Here is a 19,180-nt window from a genome sequence, read left to right on the forward strand (position 1 = left end):
CGGCCGCACCCCGCGCCGGCCGGGAGGGAAACCCCCGCCGGGGGGAGTCCTAGAACAGGTGGATGGCGAGATGGCCGAGCGGCAGTCCCAACTGCCAGGCCGGGGTCCACACCTTGGGCCCCTCGTCCTCGCCGCCGGCCCCGCCCGGCACCGCGTTGAGGTCCGGGGCGAGCAGTTCGGTGTCCTGGAGCCACCGCCAGGCCGCGCGGGCCAGTTCCAGGTCGGGGCAGGGCCGGCCGGCCGCGTCGGCGGCGGCCTCGGCCAGCTTCTCGCGCACCCACTCCTGCCAGGGCTGGTCGTAGGCGGTCAGGGAGAGCCAGGTCTCCAGCCGGGAGACGACCTCGATGCCGCAGAGCCCGCCGCCGGGGTCGGAGAGGAAGACGGTCAGGGCCAGCGCGTCCCGGCCGGCCCGGAACTCGAAGGACGTCGGCGGCATCAGGTCGCCGCTGCGCAGCAGCTCGTCGGCGATGTACTCGGCGTACAGCCACGCCATCGGCACGGTCAGTCCACCGCCGCCGTCCGTGCCCTCTTGACCTCTGTGCAGCATCCCTTCCTGCCTTCCTCCGGTGCGTGCGCCTCGCCCCACCCCGGGCCCTGCCGAGGACCCCGTCCGGAACACGGATGAGGACAGCCGATTACCCAACGGGGGTCCACGGCAAGGCGCTTTACGGAGGCTTGACCGAGCGGCCGGTTTCACCGCAGGTCGGCGGCGTATCCCGGCAACACTCTGCGCAGGGCGCGCAACGCGTAGTACGCGCGGGACTTCACGGTACCGGGCGGAATGCCCAGCGCCGCCGCCGCCTCCGCCACGCTGGCCCCCCGGAAGTACACGAGCACCAGGACGTCACGGTGCTCGGGCGTGAGAGTCTTCACAGCCTCGCGCACGTCGAGCGCGGCGGCGGCCCGTTCGGCGTGGTCGGCGCAGACGGGGGCGTGCTCCAGGACCGCGTCGCCGACCTCGGCGGGGCGTGCCTGCCGGGCCCGCCGCGCGTCGATCGCCAGCCGCCGGGCCACGGTCAGCAGCCAGGGCCGTACGGAGTCGAAGCCGCCCGCGCGCAGCGCCTCGGGGTGCTGCCAGGCACGTACGAGGGTCTCCTGCACGAGGTCCTCGGCGCGCTGCCGGTCGCCGTCGCACAGCCGCAGCAGCAGCGCGAACAGCGGCCTGCCGTGCTCCCGCTGGAGCGTGGCCAGCTCGTGCTCGGCGGTCGTCCGTTCGGTGAGGGTGGTTCCGGCCGTCATGGCCGTATGGCATCGCAGGGGGCCCGCCGGGGACAGGGCGCGGGCGCGGGTGTGCGACGGACGGTCGATCGCGTCGGCGAACGGTCCGACGAACGGTCGCGGACGCCCTCCGGCGGTACCGGACGGGCCAATGCGCGTGTCGGAGCCGCGTGGGACGTGTCGTTTCTCTTTTCCTGTTTGTGTGTAAATGCGATTAATTGATCCGTGCGTGATCAGATCGGGGTGAACGGATGATCACACGCAGCCGGCAGACGGCCCTGGCCCTGACCGTCGTCCTCGCCGCGGGCGCCGCCTGCCAGGCCCGCGAGCACGAGCCGCCGCCCGGCCGCCCGGCCCCCTCCCGCGCCGCCACCGGCGCCTTCACCCTGGTCGCCTCCGGAGACGTGCTCCCGCACAGCTCCATCATCGACCGGGCCCGCTACGACGCCGGCGGCACCGGCCACGACTTCCGCCCCATGCTGGCCGGCGCCGCCCCCGTCGTGGCCCGCGCGGACCTCGCCCTGTGCCACATGGAGACCGTCTACGGGGCCCCCGGCGACTACTCCGGCTACCCCCTGTTCAAGTCCCCGCCCGAGGTCGCCGCCGGTCTCGCCGCCACCGGCTACGACGGCTGCTCCACCGCCTCCAACCACAGCCTCGACGACGGCCCCGACGGTATCCGCCGCACCCTGGACGCCCTGGACCGGGCCGGCCTGCGGCACGCCGGGACCGCGCGCACCGAGGAGGAGGCCCGCACCGTCACCGTCCTGCGCACCGAGCGGGCCCGGGTCGCCCACCTCGCCTACACCTACGGCGTCAACTCCGCCGACCCGCCCGAGGACCAGCCCTGGGCGGTCGGCATCACCGACGAGCAGCGCGTCCTCGCCGACGCCCGGACCGCCCGCGAGGCGGGCGCCGACGTGGTCGTCGTCTCCCTGCACTGGGGCACCGAGTGGCAGGACGACCCCGACGAACAGCAGACCGGCCTGGCCCGGACCCTCACCGCCGCCCGCACCGCCGGCCGCCCCGACATCGACCTGATCATCGGCACCCACGCCCATGTCCCGCAGGCGTACGAGAAGGTCAACGGCACCTGGGTGGTCTACGGGATGGGCGACCAGGTCGCCGGCGAGATGATCAACGACCAGGGGCTGCGCGACCCGCGCGGCAACCAGTCCACGGTGGGCCGCTTCACCTTCTCCCCGCCCGCCCGGCCCGGCGGACGCTGGGAGGTCACCAAGGCCGAGTTCGTCCCGCACCTGTTCGACGTCGACGCCGGCCGGGTGGTGAACCTCAACCGCGCGATCGCCCGGGGCGCCGACCTGCGCGCCGTGCGCGACCGCATCCGGGACGTGGTCCTCGCCCGGGGCGCCGCCCGGGACGGCCTGCTGATGGGGGAGTAGCGGGCACTACGGCACCACCGTGACCGGCCAGCGCCCCGTCTTCACCAGCCGCACCGCCACCGACCCCACCAGCCGGTGCCCGGCCTGCTCCGAGGCGCCCACCACCACGGCGTCCGCCGTCAGCTCGTCGGCCGCCCGCACCAGCCCGTTGTAGGGGTCGCCGCGGAAGGTGTGGAACTCCCAGCGCACATCGAATATCCCCTTGGCCCGCTCGGTCGCCTCCCGGATCTGCGCCACCAGCTCCTCGGCGATCTCGTCGGTCGTCTCCGCCACCGGCGCCCCCAGCGCCGCCCCCGCCGCCATCACCGGCTGCACGTACACCAGGGCCAGCAACGCCCCCTGCCGCCGTGCCAGCCCGCCCGCGTAGGCCGCCGCGCGCAGCGAGGAGGCGGAGCCGTCCACCCCGACCACGATCACCTTCGGCCCGTCGGTGCCGCGTTCGAACCGAGGGGATTGCTGCTGTTCCGTCACGGCAGGGAGGCTATCGGAACGGGCCGGGACCTCTTCCCCCGGACCGCCGGGACCCGGCGATTGGGCCGGGCGGGTGAAACCGTGCCGCCGCTCCGGTGCCGTACTGGTGGGTCGGGCCGCCGCCGGGCGACTGATGAGTCATGACGAAGGATCAGTTGCTCACGCGGCGCCGGGCCCTGCTGGCCGGCGTCGCCGCCGTGGGGGCGGCCGGGACCGCGCTCGCGCCGGGGGTGGTCCCGGCGCACGAGCCGGTCCGGCCCCCCGCCCCCGGCCCCGGGCCGCACCGCGCCCTCCAGCCCTCCGCCTACCGGCTCCGGCCCCTGACCGGGTACGGCCCGCCGGGTGCCGCGCCCGCCCGGCTCCCGGTACGCCGCGAGCCGCTGCTGAACCTCTCCGGACGCGGCAGCACCATGGTGCTGACCTTCGACGACGGACCCGACCCCCGCTACACCCCCGGCATCCTCGACACCCTCGCCGAGTACCAGGTCCGCGCCATGTTCTTCGTCTGCGGGGAGATGGCCGAGAACAACCGGGACCTGCTGGCCCGGATGGCCGACGAGGGCCACGTGGTCGGCAACCACACCTGGTCCCACCCGCTGCTCACCCGCCTCGGCAGGCGCCGTATCCGCAGCGAGATGGAGCGCACCAGCGAGATCGTCGACCGCGCCTACGGCGAACCGCCCCGCTGGTTCCGGGCCCCGTACGGGGCGTGGAACCGGGCCGCCTTCCAGCTCGGCGCCGAACTGGGCATGGAGCCGCTCGCCTGGACCGTCGACACCCTGGACTGGACCGAGCCCGGCACCCGGACCATCGTCGACCGGGTCGAGGACGGCGCCGCCCCCGGCGTCGTGGTGCTCTCGCACGACGCCGGGGGCGACCGTTCGCAGAGCGTGCGCGCCCTGCGTTCCTATCTCCCCGGGCTGCTGGATTCCGGCTACCACCTCACCGTGCCCCGGCGGCAGGACGCGTGAGAGGCGACCGCCCGGCCGGGACTCCGCTCAGCGGACCCCGGTCAGGCGGGCGAAGGCGACGACATTGCCCGCGTAACCGTTCTGCTTGGAAAATCCGCCGCCGCAGGTGATGACCCGCAGTTCCGGGGCGCCTTTCGAGGCGTACACCCGGTCGCCGGGGAAGTCGTCCTTCGCGAAGACCTCGATCCCGTATACCTCGAACACCGCGGTCTTTCCGTCCTCGCGGGCGATCTCCACCGTGTTGCCCTGCTTGAGGGCCCCCAGCCCGTAGAAGACGGCGGGGCCCTGTTTGTTGTCGACATGGCCGACCACGACCGCGGTGCCTTTTTCCCCGGGCGACACCGCGCCGGTGAACCAGCCCGCCAGATTCGGGTCCTCCGGCGGCGGCGCCCCCACCCAGCCGTCCGCGTCGAGCCCGACCGCCATCACCGGGGCGTCCACCTGGATCGCCTCGATCCGCACCCGCGCGGGCACGGCGTACGGCAGCGGCCGCGCGTCCTCGGCGGCCGGGGCGGTCACGGCCCGCGGGCTGTCCGAGGCGGCGGCCGACGCGGGCTGGGGCGGGCCCACGTCGAATTCCCCGGAACCATTGCGAATGAGCGCGAGGCCGGTCAGCAGAACAAGCGCTATCACGCCCCAGGGAGCGCGCTTCCTCTGCCGCTCCTCCGCTTCGGCCAGCTCGGACGCAGACATTCGACATCCCCTCTCGACACGGCCGTCGCCCTGTCATTCGCGCATACGCAGCACGCTAAGCGCCGCGCCGCCGACCGGCGACGGGGCGGAAGCGAACGGGTGGCCCGCACCACCGCCCGGACCCGCCCGGACCCGTCCGGTGCGCCATCCGAGGCGCGCCGGAAAGAACGTTTCTGACAGACCGTGACCTGCGGCGATATCCGCTCCCGGGGTTCCGCCGCGGGAATGGCGCTCACCAGGACGGACCAGCGCCGAAATGCGGCCCCCGCCACCGCAACTGAGGGTCTTTCTGGGAGACGCTTTCTCGCCGATCCACCGGGGACGGGACCCGGGGCGTCTTCCGCGGAGGATCACATGCGTACCTCTCGTGCCCTGGCGGCCGCAGGCGCCGCCGTCGCCGTCCTCGGGCTGGCCGCCCCCACGGCCACCGCCTGGGACACGCCCAGCAACATCGTCGCCCTGCCCAGCGTCATCGCCCGGGGCGGCCAGTTGACCGTCACGGTCGACGGCTGCCCGCACGGCGGCACGATGACCTCACCGGCGTTCCCCACGACCCCGCTGACGCCGGTCAGGGGCGCCAACGAGACCTCGAAAGGCATCGCCACCATCAACAGCCACGCCCGCCCCGGCTCGTACGACATCACCGTCAACTGCTCGGGCCGGACGCTGACCCGCCCGGCCGCCTTCACCGTCATCGGCGGTGTGCACGGCGGCATCGGCGGCGGCAGCTCCAGCGGTGCCACGCCGGCCGACATGGCGGTCGGTGGCGGACTGGTGGCGGCGGCGGTCGCGGGCGGCGGCCTGTTCTGGATGCGCCGCCGGTCCGAGCGGCGCGCCTGACCCCCACCGGGGGCGGGCGCCCCCCACGTCACAGGGCTTCGCCCCGGACCTCCTGCGGGTCCGGGGCGAAGCCCTGTGGTGCGGCGGCCGTCAGGCGTCGTCCTCGCCGGTGCGCCGGCGCGAGAGGTGGTGAGCCGTTCCCATCGCCCCGGCGATCAGCACCGCGCCGAACCCGACCTTCCCGAGGTCGAGGTCCGCGAAGGTGCCGCCCTCACCGGCGTGCACGCCCTTCTGCGGGTGCTCCGGGTGCTCCGGGTGCTCGGGCTGCTGCGGGTAATCCGGGTGCTGCGGGTGCTGCGGCTGTTGCGGGGGCTCCGGCTGCTGCTGGTGCTCCGGGCGTTGCGGCTGTTGCTGGTGCTCCGGGCGTTGCGGCTGTTGCGGGTGGTCCGAGTGTGTGGGCTGTTCGTGGCCGGGGTGGCTGGGCGCGGGGGCCGAGGGGCTGGGGGTCGAGCGGCTGGGGGACGGACTGGGCGAGTGGCCCGCGATGGTCAGGCTCGTGGTGCCGCTGGCGCCGTCACAGGTGAACGCCACCTGGTACACGTCCCCGGGTTCGACGTCCCGGTCGACCACCGCCGTCGCCGCCGACCGCCCGCGCGGGACGGTGACCGTGTCGAAGACCGGCGAGGAGACCTCCGCCGGGCCCTTGCAGCCACCGTCGTCGCGGTCCACCTTCAGGGTGACCTCGCCGCCCGGCGGGACGGTGGCGGGCTCGACGCTGAAACCGAACGGCGTGAGGTCGCCCAGGACGGCCGCGCCGGCGGCGGGCACGCCGGCCGTGAGGGCGCAGGCGCCCAGCAGTGCGGCCGCGGCGGCGGGTATCGCGCGCATGCGCATGATGGTTCCTCCGGGTCCCGAGGAGCAGCGGCGGACCTGTTCCGCTCATGCCGGACATGCACCTCGCTGCCCGAAACGCTAGGAAGGCGCGCCCGGCGGCGCGATCGCAGTCGCGCGAACGGGGCAAGACGGTGGGCCGCCCGGGGGACGCCGACGGCGCGCCGCCCCCCGGCGGCGGCTCAGTCCTTGACGCCCGGGAAGAGGCTGAGGAACGGGTCCGCCGACGCCGACAGGCCCCTGCTGTAGGGCGCGTCGAAGTCCCAGATCAGGAAGAGCATGAAGGCGATCAGCGCGGAGAACACCCCCGCGAGGATCAGTTCCCGCGGTGTGCGCCGGATCTGCAGGGCGAAGACCATGCCGATGGTGACCACGGCCCCGATGATCAGCCCGAACCACACCACCCCCGGCATGGTGGCCCCCGTCGAGTCCGCCCGGGACAGGCGTGCCTGGTCGGCGGCGGTGACCTGGTCCACCAGCGGCTGGTACGCCTGGGCCTCGAAGTCGTTGGCGGGTTCGTAGTCGGTGACGTCGGCGCGGATGCGGTCGAAGAGTTCGCCGCCGCGCTCGGTGACCTCGCCCTTCTCGGACATCGCCTTCCACTCGGTGGTGACGACGTGTCCGACATAGGCATTGACATCGTCCCGAATCCGGTCACGGATCTCGGGCGGATAGACCCGGACCCGCTCGGAGATCTCGTGCAGCGCGACGGCCTCCGCCTGCACGTGGTCCTGGGCGGCGCTGCGGGCCTCCCACACCCCGGCGATCGCCAGGCCCAGGACGATGGCGTAGATGACGCCGATCCACATCGTCATGTACTCGATGACGTCCGGTGTCTCGGTGGTGTCCTCGTCCTCGGCGGCCCGTCGGTGCCGGACGAGGGTGATGACGACCACGACGGCACAGGCGGCCAGCATCGCGAGGGTGAGAACAAGCCATTCCGGCAAGGGGTGCCTCCAGGGATCAGCGGGGACGCAGCGCGACGACGGCGATCAGCGCGGGGAGCGTGATGAGCAGGACGAAGACCAGCGGCGAGGTGGCGCCCTGCGGGGCGCGCTGACGGGGCTGGGCGGCGCGGTGCCGCGGGTAGTGCACCGGGGTCAGGGACGGCCGGGGCGTAGGAGCGGCGGCCGGCGGGGGCGCCGGGGTGCGGGACGGGGGCCGCGGGGTCGGGGCGACGGTCTCCGACGGGGTGGGGGACGGGGGGACCGGCCGGGCCGGTGGTTCGGGCGCGGGCGTGGGACGCGCGGGGGGCGGCGAGGTCGACGGTGGTGGCGGGGTCGGGGTGGGAGTGGGCGTGGGCGTGGGGGTTGGGGTGGGTGTCGGGGTCGGGCTGGGCGGTGGGGTCGGTTTCGGCGGCGGGGTGGGCTTCGGCGGTGGCGGTGGCGGTGGCGTCGGCTTCGGCGGCGGCGGGCACGGCGGTGGCGGCGGGGGCGGCTTCGGGCACGGCGGGAAGGTCGGCCAGGTGCCGCTCCCGGCGACCGCCGTGGCTCCGCTGCCGTCCGGGCCGTTCGACACGTGCGCGCAGGCGTGCGCCTCCGCGAGGCCGGCCGGCGCGCCGGCGAGCGCGAACGTCAGCGTCACCAGGGCCAACGCCCGTCCGGGGCAGGCGGATCGGGTCGGTTCGGGTCCATGCACGACGCAGAGCATGGGGCCTGCCGGGCCGGGTGGCGCCTCGATTGCCGCCGATTACTCCGAAGGAGGGACGGCGGGCTACCAGCATCCCCGAATCTCTCTACAATCCCGCCTTCGGGCGGGCCTGGAAACGGCCACGGGAATTCCCCGGCCCGTTGAGCACAACCCGCACCCGCGTCCGTACCCCATGCCGTGCGGCGGCGGCTCGGCGAAGCGCCGCGATACCCGTCCCAGGCAGGGAGAGCGAGACGATGAATTCCTCGTGGCGGAACGCCGCACCCGTGGCGAGCGCCGCGGCGGTGCCGGTGCTGACGACGGCGCGCGGTCAGGACGACGGCACTGCCGACAGCGGCGGCCGGAACGTGGGCGCCACGGCCGCGCCCGGAGACCTCGGGGAGATCGGCACCGGCGCCGGCGCGGGCAAGAACCTGGGCGCCGGCGCCCGGCAGTCGGCGAGCGCCCCCGCCCCCGCCCCCGCGGGCGAGGGCATCGACGAGGAGCTGCTCGGCGAGGTCACCCGCGCCGACGGCACCGGGCAACCGGCCATCGGCGGCCGGCCGGCGTACCGCCACGCCGAGGACACCGAGGCCGGTGACGTCGAGGGCCAGGGCGTCGGCGGGGCGTGGTACGCCGTCGCGCCCGACGGGAAGCCGGCCGGCGCGCCGAAGAAGCAGTAGCCCTCCCCGGGCCCGCCCCGGCGCACCGGCCACCGACCGACCCCTCGGCCCCGGCAGGAGGGAACGGTCCTTTTCCCGTGTTTTCGTACGGCACGTGCCGCAGGCAGTGACCGGGAACGGATGGTCAATTTCCGGTTCGGCTCGCCCTGTTGGCGGACGATCAGTAGCCTCTGCTCGAACACCGGATCGTCTTCAGCCTTGGAGAGCCAGATGGAGCGCCCCGCCTGGGCCCCGCGGAACATCGACATCACGGTGCCCAGCGTGTCCCGGATCTACGACTTCTACCTGGGCGGTTCGCACAACTTCGAGGTCGACCGGCAGGCCGCCCGCAGGGTCATGGAGTTCGTACCGGGGCTGCCCAGGATCGCGCGGGCGAACCGGGCGTTCCTGCACCGCGCGGTGCGCTTCGCCGCCGCCGAGGGCGTCGACCAGTTCCTGGACATCGGCTCCGGCATCCCCGCCTCCGGCAACGTCCACCAGGTCGCGCGGGCCGCCCGGCCCGGGGCCCGGGTGGTGTACGTCGACCACGACCCGGTCGCCGTCGCGCACAGCGAGGCGGTCCTGGCCGGCGACGACCACGCGGGCGTGGTGGCCGCCGACCTGCTCAAGCCCCGCGACATCCTCGACAGCCCCCAGGTGGAGCGGCTGATCGACCTGAATCGTCCGGTGGCCCTGCTCCTCGTTGCCATACTGCACTTCGTGGACGACGCGGACGACCCGTACGGGGCGGTGGCCGAGCTGAGCGACGCGCTCGCGCCCGGCAGCCTCCTCGTCCTCACCCATGCCTCGTACGAGGGAATGCCGCTGCCGCCCGAGCGGACCGGGCGCGCGGTCGACGTGTACCAGGACATCCGCAATCCGCTGATCATGCGCTCGCGCGAGGAGATCGCGCGGTTCTTCGAGGGGTACGACATGGTGGAACCCGGGCTGGTGCCGATGCCGCGCTGGCGGCCCGAGGCGGCGCCGGAGGACGAGGACCCGTACGCGTTCTCGGGTTTCGCGGGCGTGGGGCGTACGGCGTGACGGCGACACCGGACGGACCGGAGGACAGACTCCGCCGGTTCGCGACGATCTGGAGCCGGGCGGTGTTCCCGGTCACCACGACCGCGGCGACCAGGCCCGAGTTCGAGGCGGAACTGCTGCCGCTGGCCCGGCGACTGAGCGAGGTGCTGCGGGCCCGCGCCTTCGACGCCGAGGAGGCCAAGGCGCTGGGCGCCGCCCTCGTCGACGCGCACTGCACCGACCCCGAGGCGCTCAGCCGCACCCTGGACTGCGTCGACGCCTACCTGGTCCTCTACTGCGGGCAGGACGGCGACCAGGAGCACTTGCGGGCCCGCTCGGCCCGGATGCAGCACGCCATGGCCGCCGGGTTCGCCGCGGCGCTGCGGGCCCGGACCCTCGCCGAACAGGAGGCCATAGCGCAGGCCGCCCTCAAGGCGCAGGGCGTGGTCGCCGCGGCGCTGCACGCCTCCGAGGCCCGCTTCCGCGCCGTCTTCGAGGGCGCCGCCATAGGCATCGGCATCGCCGGCCTCGACGGCACCGTCCTCCAGGTCAACGAGGCGCTGAGCCGCATGTTCGGCCTCACCGACCAGGCGCTGCGCGGCCGCAACGTCAGGGAGTGGACCCACCCCGACGACGCGCCGCAGACCCGGCGGCTCTACGAGGAACTCGTCCGCGGCGAGCGCGAGCACTACCACCTGGAGAAGGCGTTCTACCGGCCCGACGGCACCGTGCTGTGGACCAACCTCACGGTCTCCCTGCTGCGGGACGCCGACGGCGGCCCGCAGTACCAGCTCGCCCTGATGGAGGACACCACCGAGCGGCGGCTGCTCAACCTGCGGCTGCGCTACGAGGCCACCCACGACGCGCTCACCGGGCTGCCCAACCGGAGCTTCTTCTTCGAACGCCTGGAGAAGGCCCTCAACGCCGGCGAGGGCCGCCGCTTCGGCCTGTGCTACCTCGACCTCGACGGCTTCAAGACCGTCAACGACAGCCTCGGACACGCGGCCGGCGACCGGCTGCTCGTCGAGGTCGCCGACCGGCTCCAGTCCTGCGCCACCGCGCCCGGCGAGATGGTCGCCCGGCTCGGCGGCGACGAGTTCGTGGCGCTGACCACCGGCCCGGACACCGGGCACGAGGTGGACGAGCTGGTCGGCCGCATCATGAGCGCCCTGCACGCCCCGATCAGCATCGACGGCCGGGAGCTGACCGTGCGCGGCAGCATCGGCGTCGTCGAGGGACCGGCGGGGGAGCGCAGCGCGGCGGAGGTGCTGCGCAGCGCCGACATCACCATGTACCGGGCGAAGTCGGCGGGCGGCAACCGCTACGAACTGGCCGACCCGGAGGCCGACGCCCGGGTCATCACCCGGCACGGCCTGACCACGGCGCTGCCGGCGGCGCTGGAGCGCGGCGAGTTCTTCATCGAGTACCAGCCGCTGGTCCACCTCGGCGACGGCGGGGTGCGCGGCGCCGAGGCGCTGGTGCGCTGGCTGCACCCGCAGCACGGCGTCCTCGGCCCGGACCGGTTCATCCCGCTCGCCGAGCACACCGGCCTGATCGTGCCGCTGGGCCGCTGGGTGCTGGAGCAGTCGGTACGCCAGGCCCGCACCTGGCGCGAGCTGTACGGCGACGGCGACGGCGGCGCCGCGGACCCGCTGCGCATCAACGTCAACCTCTCGCCGTGCCAGCTCACCCACCCCGGCCTGGTCCAGGACACCGTCGACATCCTGGAGCGGACGGGCGTCGCGCCCGACGCGCTCTGCCTGGAGGTGACGGAGTCGGCGCTGATCGGCGCGGACGACGACCTGCTCAAGCCGCTGCGGCAACTGGCCGAGATGGGCGTCGACATCGCCCTGGACGACTTCGGCACCGGCTACTCCAACCTGGCCAACCTGCGCCGGCTGCCGGTGAGCGTCCTCAAGCTGGACCGCTCCTTCACCCAGAGCATGCAGACGTTCCCCGCCGACCCCGTCGACCTCAAGATCGTCGAGGGGATCGTCTCCCTCGCCCACAGCCTCGACCTCACGGTCACCGTCGAGGGCGTGGAGACCGGCGCCCAGGCCGACCAGCTCCGCGTCCTGGGCTGCGACACGGCCCAGGGCTGGTACTACGCCCGCCCAGGTCCTCCGGAACACCTCCACGACCTGGCCCTGGCGGACGCGACGGGGTGACCGGCGCCCCAAGGGGCGCGGGGAAAGCCCCTGGGGCGTTCCCCGCACCCGGCACGGAACGGTCACCGCTCCAGCAGCATCCGATGTAGCTCCCGTGCCGCCCGAGGCGGAGCCACATCGCTGCGGTGGGCCAGGGCGATGGTGCGGTGCAGGCCGGGACGGGTGAGGGGCGTGACCCGCAGCCCCCGGCCCGACCGGGCGGCGACCATGCGCGGGACCACGGCGAGTCCCAGCCCGGCCCGGACGAACCCGAGGACCGCGTCCATCTCGCCCCCCTCCACCGCGAAGTCCGGCTCGAACCCCTCCGCGCGGCACGCGGCCACGGTCAGCTCCCGCAGGTCGTACCCGTGCCGGAACATCACCAGCCGCTCACCCTCCAGGTCGGCGATCCGGACCGTCCGCCGCCCCCCGCCCGGCCGCGGCTCCTCCGGTGAGGACACCACCACCAGGTCCTCCCGCAGCAGCTCCACCGTGGTCAGGGCCGGCGACGGCGTCGGCAGCGGCAGCACCACCAGCGCCAGGTCGAGCGCGCCCCGCGCCAGCTCCCGTACCAGGTCGTGGCTGCCGCCCTCCTCGATCAGCAGCCGGATCGCCGGGTACCGGTCGTGGAAGGCGCGCAGCACGTCCGGCAGCAGGCCGGTGCACAGGCTCGGCGTGGCGCCGAGGCGCACCCGGCCGCTGCGCAACTGGACCAGTTCCTGCACCTCGTGCCGGGCGGTGTCCGCGTCGGCGAGGATGCGCCGGGCCAGCGGCAGCAGCGCCTCCCCGGCGTCCGTCAGCGTGATGTTGCCGCGGGCGCGCTGGAACAGGTCCGCGCCCAGCTCCCGCTCCAGCGCCTTGATCTGCTGGGACAGCGAGGGCTGGGCGACATGCACCAGGTCGGCGGCCCGGGTGAAGTGCCGGGTCTCGGCGACGGCGACGAAGTACTGGAGCTGCTGGAACTGCATCCGCCCATCATAGGCATCGCCTATCGAAACGAGCCGTACCATGTCTTGGACCGATGGGACCCGCGGGCCCTAACGTCCTGTGCCATGGCTCTGGCAACGCGGACGGACCGACGGCCGTCCATGGCACGCACCGTGTGGGACTCGACCGTCGGCAAGAAGACCGTGATGGCGGTCAGCGGACTCGTGATGCTGCTGTACCTGGTCGCCCACATGATCGGGAACCTGAAGATCTTCTTCGGCACGGCGGAGTTCAACCACTACGCCCACTGGCTGCGCACGGTCGGTGAGCCGTTCATGCACTACGAGTGGACGCTGTGGCTGATCCGCGTCGTGCTCGTCGTCGCCGTCGTCGCGCACGCCACCTCCGCCTACCAGCTCAGCCGCCGCGACATCAGGGCCCGGCCCAGCAAGTACGTGCACAAGAAGCCGCGGGCGGGCTACGCGACGCGCACCATGCGCTGGGGCGGGATCATCCTCGGCCTGTTCATCGTCTGGCACATCCTGGACCTGACCACCGGCACCGTGCACTCCGGCGGCTTCGAGTCGGGCAAGCCCTACCAGAACGTCGTGGACACCTTCTCCACCTGGTACGGCAACGTCGTCTACATCGTCGCGATGCTCGCCCTCGGCCTGCACATCCAGCACGGCTTCTGGAGCGCCGCCCAGACCCTGGGCGCCGGCAGCCGGAGCCGCGACCGCGCCCTGAAGACCGTCGCGAACGTCCTCGCGCTGCTGCTCACGGCCGGTTTCATCGCCGTACCCGTGGGCGTCATGACCGGAGTGGTGAGCTGAACATGACTTCCTACGCCGACTACACGACCGGCGAGCCGGTCGCCGACACCAAGGCCCCCGCGGGGCCCGTCCACGAGCGCTGGGACAAGCGCCGTTTCGAGGCCAAGCTGGTCAACCCCGCCAACCGGCGCAAGCACACCGTGATCGTGGTGGGCACCGGCCTCGCCGGCGGCTCGGCCGGCGCGACCCTCGCCGAGCAGGGCTACCGCGTCATCCAGTTCTGCTACCAGGACTCCCCGCGCCGCGCCCACTCCATCGCCGCGCAGGGCGGTATCAACGCGGCGAAGAACTACCGCAACGACGGCGACTCCGTCCACCGCCTGTTCTACGACACCGTCAAGGGCGGCGACTTCCGCGCCCGGGAGTCCAACGTCCACCGGCTCGCGCAGATCAGCGTCGAGATCATCGACCAGTGCGTGGCGCAGGGCGTCCCCTTCGCCCGCGAGTACGGCGGCCTGCTCGACACCCGCTCCTTCGGCGGCGTCCAGGTCTCCCGCACCTTCTACGCCCGGGGCCAGACGGGCCAGCAGCTCCTGCTCGGCGCCTACCAGGCCCTCAGCCGGCAGATCGCGGCCGGGAACATCGAGCTGCACGCCCGTACCGAGATGCTGGACCTGATCGTCGTCGGCGGGCGGGCCCGGGGCATCGTCGCCCGGGACCTGATCACCGGGAAGATCGACACCTACTTCGCGGACGCCGTGGTCCTGGCCAGCGGCGGCTACGGCAACGTCTTCTACCTGTCGACCAACGCCATGAACTCCAACGCGACCGCCGTGTGGCGGGCGCACCGGCGCGGCGCGTACTTCGCCAACCCCTGCTTCACGCAGATCCACCCCACCTGCATCCCGCGCACCGGCGACCACCAGTCCAAGCTGACGCTGATGAGCGAGTCGCTGCGCAACGACGGCCGGATCTGGGTGCCCAGGGCCAAGGGCGACACCCGGCCGCCGAACCAGATCCCCGAGGACGAGCGCGACTACTACCTGGAGCGCGTCTACCCGTCCTTCGGCAACCTCGTCCCCCGTGACATCGCCTCCCGCGCCGCGAAGAACGTCTGCGACGAGGGCAGGGGAGTGGGCCCCGGCGGCCAGGGCGTGTACCTGGACTTCGCGGACGCCATCGCGCGGATGGGCCGCAAGGCCGTCGAGGCGAAGTACGGAAACCTCTTCGACATGTACCAGCGGATCACCGACGAGGACCCGTACGAGGTGCCGATGCGGATCTACCCGGCCGTGCACTACACGATGGGCGGGCTGTGGGTCGACTACGACCTCCAGACCACCGTCCCCGGCCTGTTCGCGATCGGCGAGGCCAACTTCTCCGACCACGGCGCCAACCGGCTCGGCGCCTCCGCGCTGATGCAGGGCCTGGCCGACGGGTACTTCGTGCTGCCGGCCACCATCAACGACTACCTCGCCCGCCACCCCCGCGAGAACACCGTCGACGCCGCTCATCCGGTGGTGCAGGAGGTGCTCGCCGAGACGGAGGACCGGCTCAACCTGCTGCTCTCCGTCGACGGCGACCGCACCCCGGACTCCTTCCACCGCGAACTGGGCGAGCTGATGTGGGAGTTCTGCGGCATGGCCCGTACCGAGACCGGACTGCGCAAGGCGCTGGAGCGGGTCCCGCAGATCCGCGAGGAGTTCTGGCGCCGGATCAAGGTGCCGGGCACCGGCGAGGAGTTCAACCAGTCGCTGGAGAAGGCCAACCGCGTCGTCGACTACCTGGAGCTGGCGGAGCTGATGTGCCTCGACGCGCTGCACCGCTCCGAGTCCTGCGGCGGTCACTTCCGCGAGGAGTCCCAGACCCCCGACGGCGAGGCCGCCCGCAAGGACGACACGTTCTCCTACGCCGCCGCCTGGGAGTTCACCGGTACGGGCGCCGCCCCCGTGCTGCACAAGGAAGACCTGGTCTTCGAGTACGTCCACCCCACTCAGCGGAGCTACGCATGAAGCTCACCCTGCGCGTCTGGCGCCAGAAGAACGCCGGCGCCGACGGCGCCATGTCCACGTACGAGGTGGACGGGATCTCACCGGACATGTCGTTCCTGGAGATGCTCGACACCCTCAACGAGGAGCTGATCCTCAAGGGCGAGGACCCGGTCGCCTTCGACCACGACTGCCGCGAGGGCATCTGCGGCGCGTGCTCGCTCGTCATCAACGGTGACGCGCACGGGCCCGAGCGGACCACGAGCTGCCAGTTGCACATGCGGTCCTTCGCGGACGGCGACACCATCGACATCGAGCCGTGGCGCGCGGCGGCCTTCCCGGTTGTGAAGGACCTGGTCGTCGACCGGTCCGCGTTCGACCGGATCATCCAGGCCGGCGGGTACATCACCGCGCCCACCGGCGCGGCGCCGGAGGCCCACGCGACGCCGGTGCCCAAGCCGGACGCGGACTTCGCGTTCGAGCACGCGGAGTGCATCGGGTGCGGGGCGTGCGTCGCCGCGTGTCCCAACGGGGCGGCGATGCTGTTCACCTCCGCGAAGGTCAACCACCTCAACGTGCTGCCGCAGGGGGCGCCCGAGCGGGAGACGCGGGTGCTGGACATGGTGGCGCAGATGGACGCGGAGGGGTTCGGCGGGTGCACGCTGGCCGGCGAGTGCGCGACCGCCTGCCCCAAGGGGATTCCGCTGATGTCGATCACCAGTATGAACAAGGAGTGGCTGCGGGCGACCCGGAAGGCCGGGAAGCGGTAGCCGTCTGAACGTTCGCCGAAAAGGTGCGGACGGGCGGGGCCGGGAGCGGTGCTCCTTCCGGCCCCGTCTCGCATGTCGTGACCCGGGGATTCAGCGGACGCACATCCGTTCTCCCGGCGGCGGTCATGTGCAGGACAGGCTGGGTCGGGAGAACTGGGGCGGACCCGGCTACCGACCAGGAGAGCAGTCATGAGCGGTGTACTGACCGTCGACCGTCCCCCGCAGCCCGCGACCCGTTACACCGTCTCCCTCGCCCGCGACGAGGACGAGGTCCGCGCCGCGCAGCGACTGCGGCACGACGTCTTCGCCGGGGAACTGGGCGCCCTGCTGAGCGGACCGCGGCCGGGGCTGGACAGCGACGCCTTCGACGCGTACTGCGACCACCTCCTCGTCCGTGAGGAGACCACCGGGCAGGTGGTCGGCACCTACCGGCTGCTGCCGCCGGAGCGGGCCGCGGTCGCCGGGCGCCTGTACTCGGAGGGCGAGTTCGACCTGGGCGCGCTGGACCCCCTCCGGCCGGAACTGGTCGAGGTCGGCCGGTCCTGTGTGCACCCCGGCCACCGCGACGGCGCCGTCATCGGCCTGATCTGGGCCGGCATCGCCCGCTATATGACCGACCGGGGCTACGCCTGGCTGGCGGGCTGCTGCTCGATCCCGCTCACCGACGGCGGGACCCTCGCCGCCGCCACCTGGGACCGGGTCCGCGAGCGGCACCTGGCCCCGGCCGAGTACCGGGTACGGCCGCTGCTGCCCTGGACGTCGCGCCCCGCCGTGCCCGCCGCGTCAGCCGTGCCCGCCGTGCCCACCACACCCGCCGTGCCCGCCGTGCCCACCACACCCGCCGTGCCCGCCGCCCGCACCGATCTGCCCGCCCTGCTGCGCGGCTACCTCCGGCTCGGCGCCTGGGTCTGCGGGGAGCCCGCGCACGACCCCGGCTTCGGTGTCGCCGACCTGTACGTGCTGCTGCCGATGAGCCGGGTCCACCCCCGCTACCTGCGGCACTTCCTCTCCCTCGCTCCCGCCGCCCGGTGAGCGCCTGGCTGCCCACCGCGCCCTGCACTCCCCGGGCGTGCGTGGAGCCCGCGCGGACCCGGGCGGCCGTCCCGCGTGCCGTGCTGCGTGTCGCGGCCGTCGCCCTTCTGCTGCTGGCCGGGATCGCGCTGGTGCCGGTCGGCCACCGGGTCCCCGCGCCGCTGGTGCGCGCCTGGTGCCGGTGGATCGTGAGGGCCGCCGGGGTCCGGGTCCGGGTCACCGGCGGGGCCGCGCCCGCCGGCGGGCTGCTGCTCGTCGCCAACCACGTCTCCTGGCTGGACGTGCCGCTGCTGGCCGCCGTCCGCCCGGCCCGGATGGTCGCCAAGTCCGAGATCCGCCGCTGGCCGGTCGCGGGCGCGGTCGCCGAGCGCGCGGGAGTGCTGTTCCTCGAACGGGACCGGCTGCGCGCCCTGCCCGGCGCCGTCGCCCGGATCGCGGGAGCACTGCGCGAGGGCGCCGCGGTCGCCGTCTTCCCCGAGGGCAGCACCTGGTGCGGGCGCGCCCGGGGCCCGTTCCGGCGGGCGGTGTTCCAGGCCGCGCTGGACGCGGGGGTGCCGGTCCAGCCGGTGCGCATCCGCTACCTGGCGGGCGGGCGGACGATGAGCACGGCGCCCGCGTTCGTCGGCGAGGACACGCTGCTGGCCTCGGTGTGGCGGGTGGCCTCGACGCGCGGTCTGGTGGCCGAGGCGCAGGTGCGGCCGGTGCTGGCGCCGGGCGGTCACGCCGACCGGCGGGCGCTCGCCCTGGCCGCCGAAGCGGTGGACGTGAAGCCGCCGGGCGGTGACCGGCGGACAGCGCATTCAAAAAGTATGTGCTCTTTATGACGTAAGTGCCGTTTTCTCCGTTTTGATGCGGAAAACCGGAGGAGTGTCACTCCGGAAGGAGGGTGAGGCCAGATGATCACCCGTGAACAGATCAGGAACCTCCTGGACCATCCCGTCTACGACGGCGACGGCAACAAGATCGGTGAGGCCAGTCATGTCTTCTTCGACGACGTGACCGGGCGCCCCGAGTGGGTCAGCGTCAAGACCGGCATGTTCGGCTCCAACGAGTCCTTCGTGCCGATCCGCGACGCCTCCCTCGTCGAGGACCACCTTGAGGTTCCTTACCGCAAGGACCAGGTCAAGGGCGCGCCCAACGTCGACATCGACGCGGGCGGGCACCTGTCGGCGACCGAGGAACACCGCCTCTACGACTACTACGGCATCAACTGGGACAACGTCCTGTCCGATGCCGAGACGCCGGGCGACCGGTCCACGGTCACGGGCACCGGCACGGCCGCGGCGGCGGGCACGGCGGGCACCGCGGGCATGCCCGGGGCTCCCGGCAGCGGCCGGAAGGCCGGCATGGCCGGCATGGGCGCCGCCGGCGAGCGGGGCACGGGCCGTAAGGGGATACGCGACGACGACGACGCCATGACCCGCTCCGAGGAACGGATGCGCGTCGGCGTCGAGCGCCACGAGACCGGACGGGCCCGGCTGCGCAAGTACGTCGTCACCGAGGAGGTGGAGCAGACCGTCCCGGTGCGGCACGAGGAGGTGCGCATCGAGCGCGAGCCGATCACCGAGACCAACCGCGGCGACGCGCTGTCCGGACCGGAGATCAGCGAGGCCGAGCACGAGGTCACCCTGCACGAGGAGCGCGCCGTGGTGGAGACCGAGACGGTCCCGGTGGAACGCGTGCGCCTCAGCACCGAGGAACACGTCGAGAACGAGACCGTGCGCGGTCAGGTCCGCAAGGAACGCATCGAGACCGAGGGAGTCGAGGACGACACCGGCCGCCCGCCCCGCACCTGACCGCGG

The 19,180-nt window shown here is 73.3% G+C and carries 19 protein-coding genes and 1 pseudogene; 12 read left to right on the forward strand and 8 right to left on the reverse strand.

Features of this window, described 5'->3' with window-relative positions:
- Positions 1-49: 49 nt before the first annotated feature.
- Positions 50-547, reverse strand: a complete 498-nt coding sequence (locus ACFY32_RS15115; protein WP_359202040.1) for a hypothetical protein — start codon at positions 545-547, stop codon at positions 50-52.
- A gap of 146 nt (positions 548-693) precedes the next feature.
- Positions 694-1,239 (reverse strand): sigma-70 family RNA polymerase sigma factor, encoded by a 546-nt coding sequence (locus tag ACFY32_RS15120; protein WP_359202042.1) that lies wholly within the window; start codon positions 1,237-1,239, stop codon positions 694-696.
- A gap of 230 nt (positions 1,240-1,469) precedes the next feature.
- On the opposite strand from ACFY32_RS15120, the gene ACFY32_RS15125 reads away from it, so the two are divergent.
- A complete protein-coding gene (locus ACFY32_RS15125; protein WP_359202044.1) occupies positions 1,470-2,621 on the forward strand; it encodes a CapA family protein in 1,152 nt (383 codons plus the stop codon).
- 6 nt (positions 2,622-2,627) lie between these two features.
- On the opposite strand, the gene ACFY32_RS15130 is transcribed toward ACFY32_RS15125, so the two are convergent.
- A complete protein-coding gene (locus ACFY32_RS15130; protein ID WP_359202046.1) occupies positions 2,628-3,092 on the reverse strand; it encodes a universal stress protein in 465 nt (154 codons plus the stop codon).
- A gap of 140 nt (positions 3,093-3,232) precedes the next feature.
- Here ACFY32_RS15130 and ACFY32_RS15135 point away from each other — a divergent pair, with 140 nt between their 5' ends.
- Positions 3,233-4,063, forward strand: a complete 831-nt coding sequence (locus tag ACFY32_RS15135) for a polysaccharide deacetylase family protein (protein WP_359202048.1) — start codon at positions 3,233-3,235, stop codon at positions 4,061-4,063.
- A gap of 27 nt (positions 4,064-4,090) precedes the next feature.
- On the opposite strand, the gene ACFY32_RS15140 is transcribed toward ACFY32_RS15135, so the two are convergent.
- Positions 4,091-4,756 (reverse strand): class F sortase, encoded by a 666-nt coding sequence (locus ACFY32_RS15140; protein WP_390674419.1) that lies wholly within the window; start codon positions 4,754-4,756, stop codon positions 4,091-4,093.
- Positions 4,757-5,110: 354 nt separating this feature from the next.
- Here ACFY32_RS15140 and ACFY32_RS15145 point away from each other — a divergent pair, with 354 nt between their 5' ends.
- Positions 5,111-5,596: a hypothetical protein gene (locus ACFY32_RS15145; protein WP_359202052.1), complete on the forward strand. Its 486-nt coding sequence runs from the start codon at positions 5,111-5,113 to the stop codon at positions 5,594-5,596.
- Between the two features lie 90 nt (positions 5,597-5,686).
- Here ACFY32_RS15145 and ACFY32_RS15150 read toward each other — a convergent pair whose 3' ends face one another.
- The 3 genes from ACFY32_RS15150 to ACFY32_RS15160 all read right to left on the reverse strand — a co-directional run bounded on the left by ACFY32_RS15150 (position 5,687) and on the right by ACFY32_RS15160 (position 7,522).
- Entirely contained in the window at positions 5,687-6,424 is a 738-nt protein-coding gene (locus ACFY32_RS15150) for a hypothetical protein (RefSeq protein WP_390674420.1), read from the reverse strand.
- 185 nt (positions 6,425-6,609) lie between these two features.
- Positions 6,610-7,374 (reverse strand): hypothetical protein, encoded by a 765-nt coding sequence (locus ACFY32_RS15155; protein WP_359202056.1) that lies wholly within the window; start codon positions 7,372-7,374, stop codon positions 6,610-6,612.
- 16 nt (positions 7,375-7,390) lie between these two features.
- Positions 7,391-7,522, reverse strand: coding sequence for a hypothetical protein (locus ACFY32_RS15160; protein WP_359202058.1), 132 nt, complete (start codon positions 7,520-7,522; stop codon positions 7,391-7,393).
- Between the two features lie 791 nt (positions 7,523-8,313).
- On the opposite strand from ACFY32_RS15160, the pseudogene ACFY32_RS15165 reads away from it, so the two are divergent.
- The 3 genes and pseudogenes from ACFY32_RS15165 to ACFY32_RS15175 all read left to right on the forward strand — a co-directional run.
- Positions 8,314-8,718, forward strand: a pseudogene (locus ACFY32_RS15165) (hypothetical protein); the annotation flags it as partial.
- Positions 8,719-8,949: 231 nt separating this feature from the next.
- A complete protein-coding gene (locus ACFY32_RS15170; RefSeq protein WP_359202060.1) occupies positions 8,950-9,762 on the forward strand; it encodes an SAM-dependent methyltransferase in 813 nt (270 codons plus the stop codon).
- Complete coding sequence (locus ACFY32_RS15175) at positions 9,759-11,909, forward strand: EAL domain-containing protein (protein ID WP_359202062.1); 2,151 nt, start codon at positions 9,759-9,761, stop codon at positions 11,907-11,909. Before ACFY32_RS15170 ends, ACFY32_RS15175 begins: the two co-directional genes overlap by 4 nt.
- 62 nt (positions 11,910-11,971) lie before the next feature.
- On the opposite strand, the gene ACFY32_RS15180 is transcribed toward ACFY32_RS15175, so the two are convergent.
- Positions 11,972-12,856, reverse strand: coding sequence for a LysR substrate-binding domain-containing protein (locus ACFY32_RS15180; RefSeq protein ID WP_359202064.1), 885 nt, complete (start codon positions 12,854-12,856; stop codon positions 11,972-11,974).
- Positions 12,857-12,976: 120 nt separating this feature from the next.
- Between ACFY32_RS15180 and ACFY32_RS15185 the strand changes: the two genes are divergently transcribed.
- The 6 genes from ACFY32_RS15185 to ACFY32_RS15210 all read left to right on the forward strand — a co-directional run bounded on the left by ACFY32_RS15185 (position 12,977) and on the right by ACFY32_RS15210 (position 19,174).
- Complete coding sequence (locus tag ACFY32_RS15185; protein WP_359202066.1) at positions 12,977-13,648, forward strand: succinate dehydrogenase; 672 nt, start codon at positions 12,977-12,979, stop codon at positions 13,646-13,648.
- A gap of 2 nt (positions 13,649-13,650) precedes the next feature.
- On the forward strand, positions 13,651-15,600 hold the full coding sequence (locus ACFY32_RS15190) for a fumarate reductase/succinate dehydrogenase flavoprotein subunit (protein ID WP_390674421.1): 1,950 nt from the start codon (positions 13,651-13,653) through the stop codon (positions 15,598-15,600).
- Positions 15,597-16,346, forward strand: coding sequence for a succinate dehydrogenase/fumarate reductase iron-sulfur subunit (locus tag ACFY32_RS15195; RefSeq protein WP_359202070.1), 750 nt, complete (start codon positions 15,597-15,599; stop codon positions 16,344-16,346). Before ACFY32_RS15190 ends, ACFY32_RS15195 begins: the two co-directional genes overlap by 4 nt.
- 189 nt (positions 16,347-16,535) lie before the next feature.
- A complete protein-coding gene (locus ACFY32_RS15200; protein WP_390674422.1) occupies positions 16,536-17,378 on the forward strand; it encodes a GNAT family N-acetyltransferase in 843 nt (280 codons plus the stop codon).
- Positions 17,375-18,202, forward strand: coding sequence for a lysophospholipid acyltransferase family protein (locus ACFY32_RS15205; RefSeq protein ID WP_390674423.1), 828 nt, complete (start codon positions 17,375-17,377; stop codon positions 18,200-18,202). Before ACFY32_RS15200 ends, ACFY32_RS15205 begins: the two co-directional genes overlap by 4 nt.
- Before the next feature lie 72 nt (positions 18,203-18,274).
- On the forward strand, positions 18,275-19,174 hold the full coding sequence (locus tag ACFY32_RS15210; protein ID WP_359202076.1) for a PRC and DUF2382 domain-containing protein: 900 nt from the start codon (positions 18,275-18,277) through the stop codon (positions 19,172-19,174).
- Positions 19,175-19,180 lie beyond the last annotated feature (6 nt).

The sequence above is a fragment of the Streptomyces sp. NPDC000134 genome (assembly GCF_042899225.1).
Lineage (GTDB): Bacteria > Actinomycetota > Actinomycetes > Streptomycetales > Streptomycetaceae > Streptomyces.

Excerpts from the sequence above, each read along its gene's own strand:
- ACFY32_RS15115 (WP_359202040.1), bottom strand. The coding sequence starts at position 547 with ATGCTGCACAGAGGTCAAGAGGGCACGGACGGCGGCGGTGGACTGACC.
- ACFY32_RS15120 (WP_359202042.1), bottom strand. The coding sequence starts at position 1,239 with ATGACGGCCGGAACCACCCTCACCGAACGGACGACCGCCGAGCACGAG.
- ACFY32_RS15125 (WP_359202044.1), top strand. The coding sequence starts at position 1,470 with ATGATCACACGCAGCCGGCAGACGGCCCTGGCCCTGACCGTCGTCCTC.
- ACFY32_RS15135 (WP_359202048.1), top strand. The coding sequence starts at position 3,233 with ATGACGAAGGATCAGTTGCTCACGCGGCGCCGGGCCCTGCTGGCCGGC.
- ACFY32_RS15140 (WP_390674419.1), bottom strand. The coding sequence starts at position 4,756 with ATGTCTGCGTCCGAGCTGGCCGAAGCGGAGGAGCGGCAGAGGAAGCGC.
- ACFY32_RS15145 (WP_359202052.1), top strand. The coding sequence starts at position 5,111 with ATGCGTACCTCTCGTGCCCTGGCGGCCGCAGGCGCCGCCGTCGCCGTC.
- ACFY32_RS15150 (WP_390674420.1), bottom strand. The coding sequence starts at position 6,424 with ATGCGCGCGATACCCGCCGCCGCGGCCGCACTGCTGGGCGCCTGCGCC.
- ACFY32_RS15170 (WP_359202060.1), top strand. The coding sequence starts at position 8,950 with ATGGAGCGCCCCGCCTGGGCCCCGCGGAACATCGACATCACGGTGCCC.
- ACFY32_RS15180 (WP_359202064.1), bottom strand. The coding sequence starts at position 12,856 with ATGCAGTTCCAGCAGCTCCAGTACTTCGTCGCCGTCGCCGAGACCCGG.
- ACFY32_RS15185 (WP_359202066.1), top strand. The coding sequence starts at position 12,977 with ATGGCACGCACCGTGTGGGACTCGACCGTCGGCAAGAAGACCGTGATG.
- ACFY32_RS15190 (WP_390674421.1), top strand. The coding sequence starts at position 13,651 with ATGACTTCCTACGCCGACTACACGACCGGCGAGCCGGTCGCCGACACC.
- ACFY32_RS15195 (WP_359202070.1), top strand. The coding sequence starts at position 15,597 with ATGAAGCTCACCCTGCGCGTCTGGCGCCAGAAGAACGCCGGCGCCGAC.
- ACFY32_RS15200 (WP_390674422.1), top strand. The coding sequence starts at position 16,536 with ATGAGCGGTGTACTGACCGTCGACCGTCCCCCGCAGCCCGCGACCCGT.
- ACFY32_RS15210 (WP_359202076.1), top strand. The coding sequence starts at position 18,275 with ATGATCACCCGTGAACAGATCAGGAACCTCCTGGACCATCCCGTCTAC.